Source organism: Pedobacter duraquae, from assembly GCF_004362245.1.
Classification (GTDB): domain Bacteria; phylum Bacteroidota; class Bacteroidia; order Sphingobacteriales; family Sphingobacteriaceae; genus Pedobacter; species Pedobacter duraquae.
Window position 1 is genome coordinate 780324 of the sequence record NZ_SNWM01000001.1, and the last position, 19095, is coordinate 799418.

At 41.1% G+C, this 19095-nt stretch carries 14 protein-coding genes; 4 read left to right on the top strand and 10 right to left on the bottom strand.

All coding sequences use genetic code 11. The features are described 5' to 3' along the window. Positions 1–9: 9 nt before the first annotated feature. Positions 10–933 carry a ribokinase gene (rbsK, locus tag CLV32_RS03485; protein WP_133552418.1) on the bottom strand — a complete coding sequence of 308 codons (924 nt, stop codon included), beginning with the start codon at positions 931–933 and terminating at the stop codon, positions 10–12. 185 nt (positions 934–1118) lie between these two features. Here rbsK and CLV32_RS03490 point away from each other — a divergent pair, with 185 nt between their 5' ends. Then, positions 1119–2615, top strand: a complete 1497-nt coding sequence (locus tag CLV32_RS03490; RefSeq protein WP_133552420.1) for a hypothetical protein — start codon at positions 1119–1121, stop codon at positions 2613–2615. Here CLV32_RS03490 and CLV32_RS03495 read toward each other — a convergent pair whose 3' ends face one another. Next, complete coding sequence (locus CLV32_RS03495) at positions 2616–3653, bottom strand: hypothetical protein (protein ID WP_133552422.1); 1038 nt, start codon at positions 3651–3653, stop codon at positions 2616–2618. Further along, the gene (locus tag CLV32_RS03500) at positions 3643–4218 is read right to left on the bottom strand and encodes an RNA polymerase sigma factor (RefSeq protein ID WP_133552424.1); all 576 of its coding nucleotides are present in this window, start codon (positions 4216–4218) and stop codon (positions 3643–3645) included. Before CLV32_RS03500 ends, CLV32_RS03495 begins: the two co-directional genes overlap by 11 nt. 493 nt (positions 4219–4711) lie before the next feature. Between CLV32_RS03500 and CLV32_RS03505 the strand changes: the two genes are divergently transcribed. Next, positions 4712–5083, top strand: coding sequence for a BlaI/MecI/CopY family transcriptional regulator (locus CLV32_RS03505; RefSeq protein WP_208110941.1), 372 nt, complete (start codon positions 4712–4714; stop codon positions 5081–5083). Then, positions 5080–6447 (top strand): M56 family metallopeptidase, encoded by a 1368-nt coding sequence (locus CLV32_RS03510; protein WP_133552429.1) that lies wholly within the window; start codon positions 5080–5082, stop codon positions 6445–6447. Before CLV32_RS03505 ends, CLV32_RS03510 begins: the two co-directional genes overlap by 4 nt. A 56-nt stretch (positions 6448–6503) precedes the next feature. Here the strand turns inward: CLV32_RS03510 and CLV32_RS03515 are convergent, their stop codons facing one another. Together CLV32_RS03515 and CLV32_RS03520 are read right to left on the bottom strand one after the other, a co-directional pair. Then, entirely contained in the window at positions 6504–8633 is a 2130-nt protein-coding gene (locus tag CLV32_RS03515; protein ID WP_133552431.1) for an outer membrane beta-barrel protein, read from the bottom strand. Positions 8634–8714: 81 nt separating this feature from the next. Continuing rightward, a complete protein-coding gene (locus tag CLV32_RS03520; RefSeq protein WP_133552433.1) occupies positions 8715–9908 on the bottom strand; it encodes a helix-turn-helix domain-containing protein in 1194 nt (397 codons plus the stop codon). 203 nt (positions 9909–10111) lie between these two features. Here CLV32_RS03520 and CLV32_RS03525 point away from each other — a divergent pair, with 203 nt between their 5' ends. Beyond that, on the top strand, positions 10112–12190 hold the full coding sequence (locus tag CLV32_RS03525; RefSeq protein WP_133552435.1) for a S9 family peptidase: 2079 nt from the start codon (positions 10112–10114) through the stop codon (positions 12188–12190). Between the two features lie 51 nt (positions 12191–12241). Here the strand turns inward: CLV32_RS03525 and CLV32_RS03530 are convergent, their stop codons facing one another. The 5 genes from CLV32_RS03530 to CLV32_RS03550 form a co-directional block, all read right to left on the bottom strand. Further along, complete coding sequence (locus CLV32_RS03530; RefSeq protein ID WP_133552437.1) at positions 12242–13240, bottom strand: Hint domain-containing protein; 999 nt, start codon at positions 13238–13240, stop codon at positions 12242–12244. Between the two features lie 15 nt (positions 13241–13255). Beyond that, positions 13256–14425 (bottom strand): pyridoxal phosphate-dependent aminotransferase, encoded by a 1170-nt coding sequence (locus tag CLV32_RS03535; protein ID WP_133552439.1) that lies wholly within the window; start codon positions 14423–14425, stop codon positions 13256–13258. A 23-nt stretch (positions 14426–14448) separates the two neighbouring features. Further along, complete coding sequence (locus CLV32_RS03540) at positions 14449–16041, bottom strand: FAD-dependent oxidoreductase (RefSeq protein WP_208110943.1); 1593 nt, start codon at positions 16039–16041, stop codon at positions 14449–14451. A gap of 162 nt (positions 16042–16203) precedes the next feature. Further along, complete coding sequence (locus tag CLV32_RS03545) at positions 16204–16536, bottom strand: phage holin family protein (protein WP_133552441.1); 333 nt, start codon at positions 16534–16536, stop codon at positions 16204–16206. 94 nt (positions 16537–16630) lie between these two features. Continuing rightward, entirely contained in the window at positions 16631–19021 is a 2391-nt protein-coding gene (locus CLV32_RS03550) for a TonB-dependent receptor domain-containing protein (RefSeq protein WP_133552443.1), read from the bottom strand. Positions 19022–19095: the final 74 nt, after the last annotated feature.

Below are 19095 nucleotides of genomic sequence, written 5' to 3' on the forward strand. Positions count from 1 at the left end.
TATGTCTGATCAGATAGCTAGTGTATTTGCAATGAGTTCATTCCGATACGGTATTGATGATTGCGCACCCAACCGGGTTACAGAAAAAGCTGCTGCCTCACAGGCAAAACCAACTGCATCGGCAATGCTTTTACCCTCGGCAAGAGCTACCGCAAGTCCGCCGTTAAATACATCACCAGCTGCAGTGCTGTCTACAGTTTCTACAACCCTAGCTGGCACGATCTGGAATTCCGACTGATCGAGAATTAAAGCCCCCTGTGGGCCTAATGTAATGATCACTGTCTTAACGCCAAGTTTCTGGATTGCCAAAGCCGCCTGCTTGGCACTCTCAATATCCGTTACGGGAATTCCCGATAAAATAGATGCTTCCGATTCGTTAGGAGTGATGATGTCGATATGCTTAAGCATGGCATCAGATAATTGTGCAGCTGGTGCAGGGTTTAATATCACCGTGGTCTCTTTAGCAGCAGCAAATTCCACGAGAAACTCAACAGTAGCCATTGGGATTTCCAGTTGCAACAACACAATTGTACAGTGCTCTATTTCATGTAATACTTGTTTGATGTCCTCAGGAATCAATGTCGCATTGGCACCCTGAGCAACAACAATACTATTCTGTCCGGATTCATCAACAGTAATCAACGCTACGCCTGAAGGCAGTTCATCATCTGAAACAATATAAGCTGTATTGATACCTTCTTCTACTAACAATTGAAAAGACTGTTTTCCAAAAACGTCGTTCCCCATCTTGGAAACGAAAGTGACGTCGCCACCCAAGCGTGCTACTGCTACTGCCTGATTAGCCCCTTTGCCGCCTGGATTCATGAAAAATGAGCCGCCGAGTACGGTCTCTCCGGGTACAGGAATATGTGTCGTTTTAACCACCATATCCATGTTGGTACTACCAACTACGATAATTTTTTTTTGGTCCATAGAAAGTTTATAAATGGTTTATGAATCAAAAATATCAGATTGAAATATTAATATTTCACCTAAATTCATAAAAATTCATAATGCTGATTCAATAGGTAATTTTTATAATACAATTTATATATCTGATTAACATACGCTTAAATGATCGTATTTTTATAACAACCAAATTATAGACCGCAGGATTTATGTCGAGCACATTCACCGCATTAAAACTCATCAACTCCTTATCAGGATCTGAAAAGAGACATTTTAAATTATTCTCCGAAAAACAACAGGGCGAAAAAGACTATCAGGGACTTTTTGACCTCATTGCTGATCAGGCGCTGACAGACACCAGATCGATTGCCCAGGCCTATCAAAAAATGTTTCCAGGGTCTTCTCTGGATACGGCGTCAAGATATCTCGTCAAACTCATAACCGACTCGCTGATTCAGTCTAAAATTGAAAAAGATAACCTCTTTCATCTGTTCCAGCGCCTGATGCGTGTTAAAATCCTTCAAGAACGCTCACTGGCAGAAGAAGCACATCATGAATTAAAAAAAATCAGAAAGAAAGCCGAGGAATCTCAAAACCACTTTGTACAATATATGACATTCCGATACGAGCTGAATTATCTTTCCGAAGTTGATTTTCCGGGCATGAGCGATACTTACCTTGTGGAAATGCAGATGAAAGCTAAAGAATCATTACGTACCATGCATCATATAGAAGGCCATTATTCACTATATGAATTGCTTAAATACAGATTGATTCATTATGGAGGCATAAAATCCGACGACGACAAAAAGAAACTCAATGACCTGTTGCTGAGCGAAGTTAGCCTTGTAGCCGGCAAGGTTAAAAACAGCTTTGAATCGCGAAAACTCCACCTCCTGTTTCAAAGTTTCTTCTTTACACATACAGGCGACCATAAATCTGCTTTGAAAACTTTCCAGGAGCTAAATAAGCTTTTCGAGCAGAATACTGACTTACAGGAACACCCGCCAATTGCCTATTTTAGTTCGCTAGATGGCATTCTGGATAGTTTGAATTCCAATCAACATTATGAACAAATGCCGTTTTACATCGATAAGATCAGTGGAATCGACGTAACCTCGTGTCCAGACCATTTTCGCTACCTCTTACAAAAAACAATTGCCGTTTACAGCCTAAAGCTGTTAATCCAGAATCAGAACTATAGTGAAGCAATCGCCTATATTAAAACACTGGAACCAAACCTCTGGGCTGCATACCACCTGATCAACGTAGAGAAAAGAATGGAACTTCATTTTTATTGCAGTCTAGCGTTCTTTGGGCAGAAGGAGTATAAAAAAGCGCTAAAATATCTGATTGATATTACTCCAGAAAGCGCCCAGTATGCACTTCTTCCAGTATATAAAGCTGTCCGGCTACTCCAGATCATTATTCATTACGAATTGAAAAATGCAACATTTCTCACTTATGAAATCAGGTCCTACAAACGCTTTTTTCAACAAAAATTAAAACAACTAAAATCAGAAAAACTTCTCTTTAAAACAATTCAGTTGGATCCCTATAACAACAGCCCTGCTAAGAACAAATCGTTAGTGCCGCGGATCAGGAAATATTGTGAATCTGTTCAGGAGGATAAATATGAAAGGACATTACTGAAATACCTTGATCTGCCTACCTGGGCGTTACTTCAGTTCAAGGTGAAACACTAATTAATGAAATTGGATAACTAATGTGATTCTACCGTCAGTACCCGCTTGCCGCTTCCATCTCGATCCTTTGTTTAATAGCGCTATGGCCTTTTGGTTAGCTGCATCAGTAAGCCCGTTTAGCACTACGACTTCAATGGGCCTACCCTCCTGATCAAGATTAAAAGTTAACACAACAATCCCGGTAACGCCATTAATTTTTTTGGCCTTTTTCTCAAGATATCTTGAGTAGGCCTTCCAGCCTGATTCAGGCTCGGCGTTGTCAATGGAACTTTTCCCCCTGATACGAATTGCACGCTGGTCAGCCGATTGTACGGATACGCCAGCTACCTTTCCTGCTAATGCAGTACTAGCAACAATGGAATCTGGTTTCAACATACTCCTGGCATCAACTGATTTTTTTTGTGCGCCATAACCTGCGACAACAACTTCATGTAAATCCCCATCTGACTGGAAAGCTGAATCCATTCTCTTCGCCAATACGCTCGTCGACATCCTCGCCGATGCTGTTTTGTTAGCTTCGATCGGCGCAGGCTGAGCACTTTCCATTGCCGGTGATTCTATACGTATTAACGTATTAATCTCAGGTATTTTTGCTTTTTGCTTATGGATGACCGATGCAATAACTTCTTTATTCTCTGACAATTTTGCACTGACTGCAGCTTCAGGAATCAAGGGCTGATCCTGCGGTACCGGCATTTTTTTCGTTTTCTGTACAACTTGTGTGGCGTCTGGCTTTCTTTGTTGCAGCCACAATACGCCTACACCGCATAAAACCAAGAGCGATGCGGCTACTGACCATGTTTTCCATGGCACAAATTTCACAGTTTTTTCGGCTTGGGATCTCTGCTGAATTAATGAATTAATTTCAAGCAGAGTAGCTTCATCTCTGACCTGATCACCCATTCCCATGCCTTCGATCAAATCCAGCAATGCCGGATTATCCTGTGCCTGCCGTTCCAGCTGGTACATAGCTCTTTCATCAAGCTCCCCGTTTAGGTACTTCCTGATTAGTGATATGTCGGGTCTGTTAGGCTTCACGATTCTTATCCATGCAAATTTTCAAATTCCTTTTTCCATTCTGTATATAGCTTTTAACATCATTTAAGCTATATCCAGTATCATCAACTATTTCTTTATAACACCTTTCCTTCAGAAAAAACAGGTCTATACTTTGCTTTTGTTTCTCCGGAAGTTGTTCAACACAGCGCTCCAGTGCCGTAAGTTGCCTTTCTTTTGCACCGGCTTCCTCCTGATGCAAATCCACAGGAAATTCCACAACATCATCGAAAGAAACCTGCTGCATTTTTTTACCTGCCCGCAATTGCATCAAACAATAGTTTCTGCTTACGATATGAAGCCAACTGCCAAAATTCCTGATTTCCTGCTTCTTCACCTTCACGATCAGCTCTTCAAAGATCTGCATTACTGCATCTTTGCTAAGTTCACTGTCCTGCAGATATTTCATACATACGTAATACACCATCGCCGCATGATTCTGATACAAGGTACCCAGAAACTTAAGATCACCTGTTTCAAGATATCGCTTCAAAAGCAATTCATCGGTCATAGGATCTGAATTCTGGGCGTTGCCAAACAATTTCATCAGTGGTAAAATTAGTTTTTTTTATTTAATCCAAAGGCAGTAATCCGGGTAAAAGAAAGCTGAAGGCAGCGTGCTGCCGGCGTCGCAGCTAGTTTAGGGCAAGTTTTTAAAACGTTATCGACAAATTATAGGCAAACGGGGCACACACGGGGGGTTGACGCGCCCTTGACGCGGCATTACCCCGGCTAAAGGGCGCGTTAATGCCTTGTCGACCCCGTGTCGAATATGCATATGTGGATTGTCATCCCAAAGTAAGGCAATTGCGTTGTCCTTCTTTTTCCAGGATATATCCTTCACTTTTTAATAGTCAAAAATGGAAATAAATCATTAAGAGAAGGAAAAAGTTAGAGCCTGATTAGGATCATATTCATCTACCTAATGGCTGAATAAAAAATTATACATCTATAAATCAGATAGATATAATCAAACTATTAAAATAGTTTGTCAACTATAAAAATAGTCGTAACTTTAATTAACGATACAAACAATAGTAATGAGAGAACTGACTAAAGCTGAAGAACAAGTAATGTTGATTTTATGGGAGATGAAAGAAGGTCTGGTTAAAGATGTAATCGAGCGAATGGATGCACCTAAACCGGCTTACAATACGGTATCCACTGTAATTCGTGTCTTAGAAAATAAAGGTTTCATCAACCATAAAGCAATTGGCAACACGCACATCTACTTTCCATTAATTACTGAAGAAGAATACAAACATTTTGCGCTGGACAAGGTGATGAACAACTATTTTGAAAACTCTTACCAAAGTCTGGTTTCCTTTCTGGTGAATGAGAAGAAAATGGAAATGGATGATCTGGACGAGCTGATCAGATTGGCCGAACAACTTAAAAACAAGAAATCATGAACTGGATCTACTATCTTTTAGAAGCCAATCTTTATCTGGTTGTTTTCTATACATTTTACAGACTATTTCTTCAAAAAGAAACTTTCTATACACTTAATAGATACTACCTGTTATTAACAACGGTTCTCGCTTTTGGCATGCCGATGATACAAATTGGATACCTGTTCACGTTGTTCGGATTCCCAGCCCAAAATATGCAAGCATATCCAGAAACAGCAGCTGAGATGGTCGGGAAAATAGATTATTTATCCCCGGAGTTCCTTCTTCCACTAACATATCTGGCTATTGCTGCGGTTCTGTTTACTGCACTCGCAACACGAATTATCCGGATTCTTGTCTTCGCTAATACTGCAAAAAGGAAAGAATATTCCAAAATGCATTACCTGGAACTAGAAGGTGAACAGACTGCCTTCTCCTTCTTCGGACTGCTCTTTATAAATCCCAATATCCCCGAAAAGGAGGCAGTTATTAGGCATGAACTGGTTCATATTCAGCAAAAGCATAGTATCGATGTGCTGTTCTTTGAGCTCGTGCAAATTGCTGGATGGTTTAACCCTGTTACCTATCTGTACAAAAAGGATATCAAACTGATCCACGAATATATTGCGGATGACCTCACAACCAGGGCTGCCATTCCAAAACATGAGTATGCAATGTTGCTGATCCAGCATTCCTTTGGTGCCCCATCGAATTCACTAACAAATCAAATATTTAATCAATCTGTACTTAAAAAAAGAATCAACATGTTAAACAAACAAAAATCAGGCGGAGCAGCCAGACTAAAACTACTGCTGGCGCTGCCCATTGCCGGAGGCATGATCTGCATGTCGACTATGGCATTTACAAAAGATTATGGCGTACTGGATTTATATCCGGTTAATGCAAACCTTCAAGACACCACAAGGAAAACACAGACGCCATACCAGGTAGAAGTTCCTGTAGTACTTGATATCCAAACAAAAAAATCAGGAATTCCAACTGTCATCGACATCAAACATCAATCAGATGTGCAGGCTCCCCCACCGCCACCAGTAGAACCTAAGCCAAAAAACAAAGTAAAAAAACAAAATCAGGTTAAATTCCCCCCTCCGATTGTAAGAAAAGATCAAATCGCACCGCCACCCCCACCTGTAGAACCAAGACCAAAATCCAATGTAAAGAAACCTGATCAGATCGCACCGCCGCCACCGCCAATTGAACCGAGGCCAAAGTCTGGTGTAAAAAAAACAGATCAGGTCAAGTTTCCACCTCCAATAGTTAAAAAAGACAAACAAGTAACAGCAAACAAAACGATATCGATAAAGTTCGCTACTCCAACAACCCCGGTTGAAAAAACGGCGATCACGGAGACAGCTAGTCACTAAACTGACAGGCAGGCCATAGGTCTGCTTTGTCTGTTTAGTGACATCCGGGTTAACAGCTAACTCCGGCTCTTTTCATCCGCACCACCGATACTTCTTTCCTTAGTCTGCCTTACCTTTTTATTCCCAAACTGCCAGCTAAATCCCATCGAAAACCTACGACTTTCCCAGGTTTCGCATTCTGAATAAATCAGGTTCATAAAATTCACATCGGTATAGGTCCGTTGTGTTTCAAACAAATCGCTCACACCAATACGAAAGCTTGCCTGTTCTTTAAATAACTTCTTGCTGATGCCAATACTGACGTTCGCATTGTCCCTCTGACTGTAAATCAAGTTTTTTAACGAAGATGTATACCGCGCATTCAATGTTACGAGATAGTTTTTAGGCAAATTAAAACGCTGAGCAGTCGACATTCCGTAGCTCCATTTACCATCATCAAGGACACCTTGAAAAAGCTGTCCGTTAAATTGATTATGAAAACCAGTTAGCTTATTGACCATATTCCACCATCTACTAACCTTAACCGGATAGTTCAACAGGAAATTCCAATTGTCCATCGTTCCGGCATTCGCCGTAGTTTGGTAAAATACATCTTCCCGCAAAAAAAGCACCGGCGTAAAAAAATCGTCAGTATGTGCATAGGAGGCACTGATCGTAATTCTGTCTTTAAAGCTATAGCTTAATTCTGCATTGGTGTTTTTTTGAACCCTCAGACCGGGATTACCAGTCTCCACATTGAATGCATCGATCTGATAGGTAAACGGCCTCAATGCTGTATAATTCGGCCTTTTAATTCGTTGGTTAACTGAAAGTCTGAAATTGTGCACACTTGATGGTCTGAATGTAAGGTATACCGCAGGCATCAGGTTCCAATATACCGAATCAGGTTTTATCAGCACCGACTCGTTATCCGAAGTGGCCATTCCTTTAATTTTACTGTGCTCCAGCCGTAATCCCATTTGCCATCCCCATTTCAGATAACTTTTGCCAAGGTTAACATAGGCAGCGTTTACATCCTCACGGTAGAGGAAGTTATCCTTGCTACGTTCAACCAAGCCACCCTTCATTGGGGCCGCATGTACAGAAAGCTCATTATCAGTGCGTACCCCAGAGATTTTGAAACCGGCTTCCAGTTTCAGTTTAGTTTTCCAATTTCTAGAATAATCGCCTTTCAACGAATTGATTGCAATACCAGTAAAAGTCTGGTAATTTATATCGTCCAATTCCTGAATAGAAAACGTTGTAGTCACTGTATTCAGGTTATCTTTATGGAATAAGGACCTATCCAGATCCAGACTGAATTCTGTACCTAGCGTATCCGCAAACCGGTAATTCAGATTATAAGTTTTCCAATTGCTGGTATTAGGTCCAAACGACCGTGTGTGGGATTTTGTTGGTACGCCAAAATCTGGAAAGAGGGTTGCATCAGCTTCATACGAACCTGTATTTCTGCTCCGCTCATAGGCTAGTAAAGCCCCAAGTATTTGTTTATCATCGATGTAGTACTCAGCCGTCAAACGTAAGGCCGGATCCCGCCATTTATCTGCACTATTTTTAACTTGATCCAGCTTTCCCTGATCCACCAAACGTTCCAGATTGCTCCTGCTAGGATAATTACCGTAATGATAAGCCAGATAAGACGATACCGCGAGTTGATCGGCTCCGTAATTAAGTGTATTAGATAAATCACCCATGCTATGACCCGCCTGCGAGTGAGATAAATCTACATTTCCAGTAATGCCATTGTTACTGATCCGCTTAGTTTTAATGTTCAGTAACCCGGAATTTCCCGATATATCATATTTCGCTGATGGATTCGTCATAATCTCCAATTGCGCTACAGTAGCAATCGGCAGCGATTTGAGCAACTTAACCAAATCGCGACCGGACATCTTCACAACTTTGTCGTTAATCATGACCTCAACAGCATCTTTACCGTTCATCTGCAGCGCATCTTCGTTATCAGATATTGTGATCCCCGGAGCCAGTCTAAGCAAATCTAACGCGTGATCTGCAAGTTGCCTGATCTGGTTGTTAACAACTATAACAGACCGATCTGTCCTTTGTTGGATCAGCGACTGCCTTCCAACAATCTTAACCTCGTTGAGTTTGATCTTAGCGGTATCTGTTTGTGCAGATGCCTGAAGACAGCATATGCTGAGCACAGTAAATAAAAATGATTTCATGTTTTTTTTGATCGCAAAATCAACAGTAAATAATTGTCGATCGCTTCAAAACATGATTTGACACCAATTTGGGCCGAATTTCTATCGCACCAGATAGTCCTTTGGGCTAGCACCTGTAGATTTTTTAAAAGCCCGGTTAAAAGTCGATTTAGAATTAAAACCAGCATCGTATGCAATGGCAAGCAAATTCAAATTTTTATAAGCCGGATCTTTCATTAACGTGATTACTTCCTTAACACGGTATTTATTAATCAGCTCATTAAACCTAATTCCAAAACGGCTATTGATCACTTTACTCAACAAAGAAGCATTTGTACCCATTTTCTTCGCCAATTCTGTTAATGTCAGACTAGGATTGAGGTAGACTTTCTCGACGCTAATCTGATAAAGTAACGCTTGCTCCCAGGGATCCATCCACTCATGGTCTCGTGCAACCGAGGTCACCAGCTCATAGTCTATATCAATATCCGATTTCTCAATTTCGAGCTCAAATTGCTGATATGTCGATAAAAGCTCAGGTTTAAAATTGAGTTTTAACAATCCTGTCGTTGGCGCATGGTAGGCACCGATAGCCATGCAGTACACAATTATGGCAAAAGCAAAGAAATAATACCAGGAACGGATATACATCAGATTGACGAAACTGGAGATGATCTGCTCTGAAACAAATAAAATAGTCAACAGGGAAAATGCATAAAGAAAATTCCTTAACCACTTAAATCCGGCGGTATCAGCAAATGATAGTTCAAAATAAGTGTATATCCTATACTTTAAATAATAGCGAATTGTAAGAACCAGATAGATCAACACACTTAAAGACCAGGTATAACCATACCATTTATCAAAATCAGGGTCAGTTCGCCCGTTCATTAAAAAGTAATGCCCTATTATGAATTTATCGGCAATAACTACAACGACAGACCAGATCAGATAAAGAAAACCAGGAATAAAGTGCAGATAATCTCTTTTTTGTATGCGATAGCTCGCATCCGTTAAACTTTTAACATACAAATACAGTAGCGGCCCGAAAAAGTAAGCCTGGATAAAAGGTGTATAGAAAAGGATTTCCCGGTAAGGCTGTGTATCGTACCAACCGGCAAAGCCAGACATCCATGGAAAAATAAAAAGCGCAGAAAGCAATAAGAAAATGGCAAGAAAACGATCTGATAGGCGGCTCTGTTTAATACTTCTCCTCCAGGTAAGCAGGGCGTAAACCAGCAGATGTGTGAAAAATATCAGCAGTACAGAACTTCTTAATCCGAATTCGAAATACATCGCCTTTAATAATTTATTAATCCGGAGATAAATATAGATATTGGCGGAGCAAACATCTTATGCATAATCAGAAATATGGAATCCAGGTAAAAAAACTTACCTTAACATCTGATTATAAGCTTACTCGGATGTCAATCAAAACAAAACTAATCCAATTGCTATTACCTTTTACAGTAATAAGCTGTAGCACCAAAGAAACAAAAATGACGCAATACAAATGGCCGGATGCCAACGCTCCGGTAGCCGAAATTAACCCGCACAAACGTATTTTGCACGGAGATACCGTGATAGACAACTACTACTGGATGATTGACTACTTCAAAAAGGGTCCAGACAGTACTAAGGTAGTCGATTATTTAAAGGCCGAAAACAAATACCTGGATACCATGATGAGCGGTTCCAAAGCATTCAGGGAAGATCTTTTCAAAGAATTAAAAGGTCGGATCAAGGAAAAAGATGAATCAGTTCCGGTCTTCAAAAATGGGTATTTCTATTACAGCAAAACTGAAGACGGTAAACAATACTATAAATATTGCCGTAAGAAAGGTAGCATGGATGCCAAAGAAGAAGTCCTGGCAGATGTAGATGAAATGGCTAAAGGACATGCTTATTTCAGCGTGTCGGGATTTAGCATTAGTCCTGACAACAAACTAATGGCATATGGCGTTGATGAGGTATCCCGCCGACAGTACACACTGTACATCAAAAACCTGGAAACTAGCGCAATATTGAAGGATGAAATCCCCAATACTGAGGGAGATGCCGTTTGGGCTCAGGACAATAAAACGATTTTTTACACGGATAAGAACGCTGTCACACTATTAAGTGAAAAAATAAAAAAACATAGGATTGGTAGCGATCCAAAAGATGACGTTGTGGTTTATGAAGAGAAAGATAAATCAAACTATATCGGTGTAGCTAAATCAAAATCAGGAAAATTCATCTTCATTTATTCCTCCGCAACAATGTCTGACGAGATCAGGATGATAGAGGCCGACAAGCCTGACGCTCCTTTTAACGTATTTCAGCCAAGGATGAAGGATGTTAAATATGATATTATTCCCCTGGAACACAAATTTTTGATTGTGACCAATTGGAACGCACATAACTTTCGTTTGATGGAAGCTCCTTTTAACAATACCGGCAAAGACAGCTGGAAGGAAATAATCCCGAACCGAAAAGACGTACTTTTATCTGGTGTAGAGGAATTTAAAGATTACATGGTTCTTGCCGAACGTAAAAATGGCCTTGCACAGCTACGCGTGATGGATTTCAATGGTCATGAACATTATATCAAATTTGATGAACCAACATATACTGCAAGCGTGGGTGCCAATCCTGAATTTAACAGCAACACCTTCAGATACCGTTATACTTCTATGACGACACCTTCGTCAACATATGACTACAATATGTCGACAAAACAGCAGATACTGAAGAAACAGCAGGAAGTAATCGGTGGATACAACAAAACAGATTACATCACTGAACGCATTTATGCGACGGCAAAGGATGGAACAAAAATCCCTATCTCGCTGGTCTATAAAAAAGGCCTTAAAAAGGATGGCACAGCTCCCCTCCTGCTCTATGCATACGGTTCTTACGGCATGAGCATGGATGCAGCGTTCTCCTCCAACGCCCTTAGCTTATTGAATAGAGGTTTCGTATATGCAATAGCACATATACGCGGCGGACAGGAAATGGGACGTCAATGGTACGATGATGGCAAAATGATGAAAAAGATGAACACCTTCACAGACTTTATCGACTGCGGACAATTCCTGATCGATTCACAGTTTACCAGTAAGGGGCATTTGTATGCTCAAGGTGGTAGTGCCGGCGGCTTGCTAATGGGCGCTGTTGCCAACCTTGCGCCAAACCTATGGAATGGGATTCTGGCACATGTGCCTTTTGTCGACGTGGTAAACACCATGCTAGACGAAAGCATTCCCTTAACGACCAATGAATTTGATGAATGGGGAAATCCTAAAAACAAAGATGCTTATCAGTACATGAAAAGTTATTCGCCATATGAAAATGTGGAGAAAAAAGACTACCCAAATATGTTAGTCACAACGGGTCTGCACGACAGTCAGGTTCAATATTTTGAGCCTGCAAAATGGGTTGCCAAACTGAGGGCGACAAAAACAGATAAACATCTCCTTTTACTTAAAACTGATATGGATTTCGGACACGGAGGTGCTTCAGGAAGATTCGACTACCTAAAAGATGTCGCACTAAACTACGCTTTCATCTTCAGTCTCGAAGGAATTACAAAATAAAAAAGCGTGGCCGGCATAAGAACCGGCCACGCTTTTTTCCAGGAACGGGCTTTATTTTTGTCTTACCATAACACCGTTCATAATAAACGTAGTACCTCCACTAGCTACCATGTTGTATACTTTCTGTGTACCCCCAGCCTTTTCTTCACGATCCCACACGGTATAAACATCATATTTTCCGGTTTTTTCATTCAGACAGATCAGCTCCTGACCAACTTTTACTTCGCCCATTTTAATTGTACCTGCTTTTGTTTCCATCGGATGATTTGGCGTAGCCTGTAACACCTTAGTGCTTAGAGAAACCTGCTTCCCACTTAAATCCTCTTTTGTATGGCTTGAAATTAACACCAAACTGGTCAATGCATAGTTTTTTGCTTCATGCACAGTCAGTTCGCTCACCTTTACCGCCGATGGCACATTTGTCATCGGATCAAGTGTGATTACCTCATCCCCTGCCTTAACATCCCGCAGCATTTTCTTTGAACCATCAGCCATTGCCACTTCTTCATCACCTGGAAAACAAATGTCACTACCATAGGTACCTGCTTCCTCTGAAATATCCTTTCCAGTGTTCAACACCTTATACTGCTGAAAACTCAGTTCCTTGGACAGGATATAAGATAGTTTAAGTACAAAATTCTTCTCTTCCTTATTGATGTTATCGATATCCTGGAAATACTTTTCCCAAACCTTCCCATCAGCCGTGAAATCGGGAACAAGTGCTTTATAGATCTTCCCCTTCTCTGTAGTATAAAACACCATCAGTCCAAGCTCCTGCATTCCTTCTTTAGCAATAAGTTTATACAAGTCTATCCGCTTTTTCAAGCCGTCATCACCGGTAATGAAATAAGGTTTACGTCCCTCATATCTATCCAGAACATACATATTATCAAACTTTACGTACGTATCCTTATCGAGGTCAGCAACAGAATACACTTTCGCCTTTTCATATTCCGCCAAGGTAATCGGCCGGGGATTAACAGGTTTTGCCTGAGCATATACAAATCGTGTAGCAGGCAACAATAACAACAGGAGTAATAATTTACGCATAATAATTAATTGGTATTAAGAAAGTTGTTTAAAAGCTTCGGCAAAGGCTTGCATTTCGTCCATGCGTCCAATGCTTACCCGGCACCACTCGGCACCGTTGATTTTCCAGGTACGAATGCTCACACCACGGTTAGACATTTCTTTGGAGAATTTAGACCCCTCCATTTTCAAGGGGAACATAACGAAATTTGCCGAGGAGGGGATATAAGTGTACCCTTCTGCTTTGAGAACACTATACAGATATTCTTTTGAAGCCATCGTCTTTTTCAGCGCATCTTGCAGAAATTCTTTCTCCTGATAGGCCGCGATAGCAGCAGCTACAGTAGGTGCCGACAGACTCATTGAACCCACAGCATATTTGGAAATATCCTTGATCGCTTCGGGCTGGGCAACGATATAACCACAACGCAGTCCCGCAAAGCCATATAGCTTGGAAAAGGTACGGGCAACAATAACGTTATTTCCCTTCTTCACCATATCAATCATACTTACACTTTGTGGATCAGGAATATAATCGATATAGGCTTCATCAACAAACACAGGAACTTTTTTACTAACCCGCTCACAAAAAGCTTTCAGTTTAGCAGTGTCCAGCATTGTAGCAGTTGGATTATTGGGATTGCAGATATAGACCAAACCTGTTTTGCTGGTTATTTTGGCTTCCATTGCGTCCAGATCCAACTTATAATCTGCTGTCAACGGAACCTTGATCCAGGTAGCCCCATGCCGTTGTGCGTCTGAAGGAAGATCGTTATAAGAAGGATCACCAGAAATGATTTCAGCTCCATTTTTACCATAGAACATTGCCGCAGCAAGCAGAATCGGCGAAGAACCGGCATCCATAAACAGCTGATCCTGCTTAACACCTTCATATTCGGCAATTTTACCAGTCAGCTCACGCATCCGCATAAAAGGATATTGATAGCTTAGCTCCAAAGATTCCTGAATAGCTTTCTTTGCTGCCGGCGACGGGCCGAAAGGGTTTTCGTTTGCAGATAGTCTAGCTTTCATTACCGGTGCTGGCTCCAATACCGCCGCCTCATCATTAAGTCTATCGCTCCAACTTTGTTGCAGACGCTTTGGCATAGCCATCAATTGAGTAATACCTCCTGAGAAAAACGCCGCGCCTCCGGCGATCAGGGCTGTAGATTTAATCCAGGTCCTGCGGTTGAATGAGTTTGCCATAATTTTGATTGTTTTTATTTTGGTTATCCTTTGATTTCTGTTGTAGGGTAGTTTACGCGTGATTCTGTAACCCGGCTATGGATATTGGCAACAACACTCCTTGCGGATTCCAACGCCCCGGCCATCCAGGCATTAAGATGCGTCAGGTGCTCTCCAGCAAAATATACATGCCCATCGGGCTTCAATAATGCTGGGTAAGCATTTTTTCGCGTCTCCGCCGAGTAAACTGCCCATCCGCCCATATTATATTTCGTTCTATGCCAGCTCACAGAAAATGAACTTTCAAATTCCTTGTCATACTGCGGATGGATAAGACGTCCCTTTTGCAGAGCCAGACGCTCGCGGTCTGCATAGCTCAATTCGCCAACCTGTTGTGCCTTTTCGTTAAAATTATAGTAACCGATTAAAATACCTTTCTTATCTAAATAGTCATAAGAAGGATAAAAAAGCTGAGTCAGCTCGTTATTGGTATGTGTAATACCTCCATAGATATGCTCATCCTCCTCCCAGAAACGACGTTTCATCTGCAATCCTATTTTGCCGGTTTGGTTGTAGGTGATGTAGTCTATCGCACGACTTACCGCAGGAGAAAAATTAGTAGTCAAATTGCTGAGTACCGGCAAAGGAAGGGTACAAATACATAGGTCGCCGGCCATTTCGTGTGTACCAGTTTTATCTTTATAAACTACTTTTACACCAGTGTCAGTATTGGTAATAGCCGAAACCTCGGCCCCGGTTTTGAGCATAGGTGCAATTTTCCGTTCAAAGGCCTGAGCAATTTTATCCATCCCACCAACAGCCTGAAACATGGTCATTTGTAACTCGTAGGTGTATTCGGCCACGTTATAGAAATCGGGATCCATTAACCCGGAATGGATAATATCCGCAAGACTGTGAGGATCAGCAATACGACCCGGTTTATCACCAGCTCCAGGAGATTCGATATAACCTCTCCTTGCAGATGCCTTATATAACTTATCTGCATCAAGCCCTCCTTCAGCCATCAGATACTCAATGATCTTCTGTCCGTCTTCTTTAGTTAATGGTGCATCCAGATTCCCATGATCCATAGTTTTAGAAAGCATCTCAGCCATATAGCCACGGATGTCATTATGAATTTCGCGATTACGGATTTTTTTGTTTGATAACGGCCCCTTCCCTTCGGCGAAATAATAGGTGCTTTCATTCACATTGTTGTATACCTGGATGGGCACACCAAGTTCTTTACAATAATGAAGGGTAAGCTCGTGGTTGTGTGGAATTCTTGAGGGGCCGGCATTAAAATATAAACCCTCATCAAATTTCGCTTTTGAAGGGCCGTGGCCACTTTCTTCATGCGTACTCCCGTTTCGAATACTCCAGCATCGTCCTCCAGTCCGCTCCCGAGCTTCAAGAATCGTACATTGGTAGCCGAGCTTATTTAACTCATAAGCAGCTGCCATACCAGCAAGCCCGGCACCTAAAATAATTAGCTTTTTCCCGTTACCTTTGCCTTCAAAATTAAATGCATGTGCTGGTGCAGCCTTTAAAATACCCAAAGCCAACATCGCCGGGTAACTTGCAGCAGCCAAAATAGAACTTTTACCTAAAAAATCGCGCCTGGTTAATGATTTCAAAACTAATATTAAGATTATACAGCGAATTTAACACAATAAAGTATCAAAAACTACCAGTATAACCCGAAATTATCAATATATTCTAATTATTACATTAAAAAATCAGTAAATACCAGAATAAAAACCAGAAAAACAGACAATAACAGTTTTAAAATAAAAAAATTACAAAACCATTAACAAAAAATCTACAAAAGCCATAACTACAGCGATGATAAGTGCCGGCTTGAATCCTACTACCTTAAAATCTGACAGCAGGTAATCTGCTAGTTTAATCATTAATGCCGTTACAACCAGGTGGACAACGAAGGAAAGAATGCCAAAAGTGATCACATTGATAGGAAAACTGATAATGAAACCAATCGTCGCATTGAGCAAACCAATAACCAATGCAACAATAATTCCTGTTGTATAATTTTTAATGGTTACCGTCGACATCATGGTGGAAAGCCCTAACAAAACTGCGGCATTTAAGAGTAAGGAAAGAATAAATAGCATAATTTGAGATTTGAAAATTCAGATACAATAATCACTCCATTATTCAAAACCCTGGTCATTTTAACCCAGACTTCCTCCCGCGATCGCACGCAATTTAATTCCGGTTTCCGGTTTTTGCCTGCCGCACCTCTTTAGCATCCTTTAAGTTAAACCGGTAAACATAGCTCAAACGATATCGTGCTGCATTAGGATTGTTCATCTGATTGAGGACGTAATTTTCACCCGTAGTCTGCGTATTAAATTTCCTGGAATTGAAAACATTTGTCACATCAAACACCAATGTAGACTTGTTATTAAACAAATTCTTACTGATCCCAAAATCTGCAAAATGGATAGCCGCAGTGCGGCTTTGCGCATTGCTTTGTGCACTGTTAAAATTATAGCGCCCCTGCAAACCAAAGCCTCCAGTAAATTTAACCTGCGCGTTGAGCCTGGCTGTTAAAATTTGACCGGTATAATCCAGATCACGCCCTTGAAATAGACCTTGTTGCTTAAAGTCGTACCAATTCCCTTCTGCATTTACCTGCAGCCATTTCATCGGACTATATAACATAGAGAGCTCCACTCCCCTTCTGATCTCACTAATGATGTTGATTGGTGAAGTGATAAAAATGCCACTACTATTTCTGAATGTATAATCCTGAATATAACCCTTATTATATTGATAGTAAACCGCGGGATTAAAGGTAAGTTTTGACCAGTTTCTTATAAAGCCGAGCTCAACAACGTGTGCATACGATGGATTCAAATCGGGATTTCCAACATATTGCGCGTTAAAATCTGTGATTTCATTAAACGGGTATAAAGAATTGAGCGACGGCCTGTTAATTCTGCGGCTATAATTTAACTGCGCTGTAGCGCCGGTAGTAATAGCATAACTCATATTCACTGTAGGGAATAACCGCGTGTAATCTTTCTCTGTATTAAACATATTGCTTGCATCGGCAATCCTTATCCGGGTTAGCTCAGTCCGCAACCCAAGCTGATAACCAAACTTACCAACCTTATTTCCCAACTGCGCATACGCAGCGCCGATGAGCTCATTATAGGTTAATTGATTATCAATGTTCTGATAGATGCGCCACCCACCATTCACCTCCTGTTCGGCCTGGTAGTCTGTCGTTACCTTTCTATTTTCTAATTTCAGCCCAAATTCCACAATTCCATCTTTGCTAAAAGGTTGTACCAAGTCTGACTGCACCAACAAATCTTTACTCGACCCGATCGAGCTCGTACGGATTCCAGGAAACAAAGTCGCCGTTGGTTCAGTCTTTTGTGTCGCCAGCTGCCAGTCCTTGTCACTATTCCAAAAATCATATTGCATATCAACCGTAAATTTTTTCCCAGGCCTGGTAAAAAGTTTTGTGTAGTTAAACTCTACCTGATTATAATTCCGCTTCTCCCAGGACTCCCCTGATCTGCTCAATACGCTATCCTTAACTCCGGTCGCTTTGCTATAATTATAGTCCAGATTTGTTCTGTCGTGATCCCGCGTAGCATTCAGTAGAAACGCCGCAGTAATGGTGTTCTTATCATTGATCAGATAATCAGCACCCATATAAAGTAGTTTTCCATCATCATGCCTCTTCTCATGCTGAACCTGATCGAGAAATGATTTCTGTCCCGATACGATCGTTTGCTGATTAGTTGTATATAACCCTACATAATCTGATTTCCTGATCCCAAACGTCGAAAATATATTTATCTTCTCAGATTTATAATTAAGACTTGGATTAATACGTGAGTCGTTCGGGCTGCCACCAACAAGTCTCACCTGCCCGTTAAAACCTGACTTTTTGTTTTTCTTCAGCACAATGTTGATAATTCCTGCAGATCCGGCAGCGTCATAACGCGACGAAGGATTTGTAATCACCTCGATGCGCTCAATCTGAGCAGCCGGAATCTGATCCAACGCATCATTTTGGGTTAACCCTGAGCGCCTGCCGTTGATCATCACATACACATTATTGTTTCCCCGTAAACTTATCCCCCCAGAAGGGCTTACTGATACTGAAGGTACACTATTCAGGATGTCATTTGCCGATCCACTCTGTGCCAATATATCTTTACCCACTTCAAACACCTTTTTATCAAGCTTAAAACTAACAGCGGGCTTATCTCCATTTACAACAACCTCCTTCAACATCGCCGGATCCTGAGTCAACATCAAACCGCCCGCATTTTGTGTACCGTCGGTAATATTTACCGCCTTGCGGATCGACTGGTATCCCATGTAACTAACAGTCAATAGGAAGCCGCCTTTCGGAAGTTTTTCCAACTTAAATAAGCCTGACTCTTCAGTGATGGAGCTAGCTACCAATGTAGCATTGGTATTATAAATACTAACTGTAGCATACGGGACTGGCGCTTTGGTAACCGAATCAAGTACTTTGCCATAAATAATGGAGGTACCTGCATCTTGAGCAAAAAGATAACCTGGCAGTTGAATAATGATAAACAAGAATAAAAAGGCGTGTAATTTCATGATTTGATTTATTTCTTCAGCAAGGATAGGCCGCCGATTATCAATAGTGTAATACAAACCTGCCAACTGCTCTA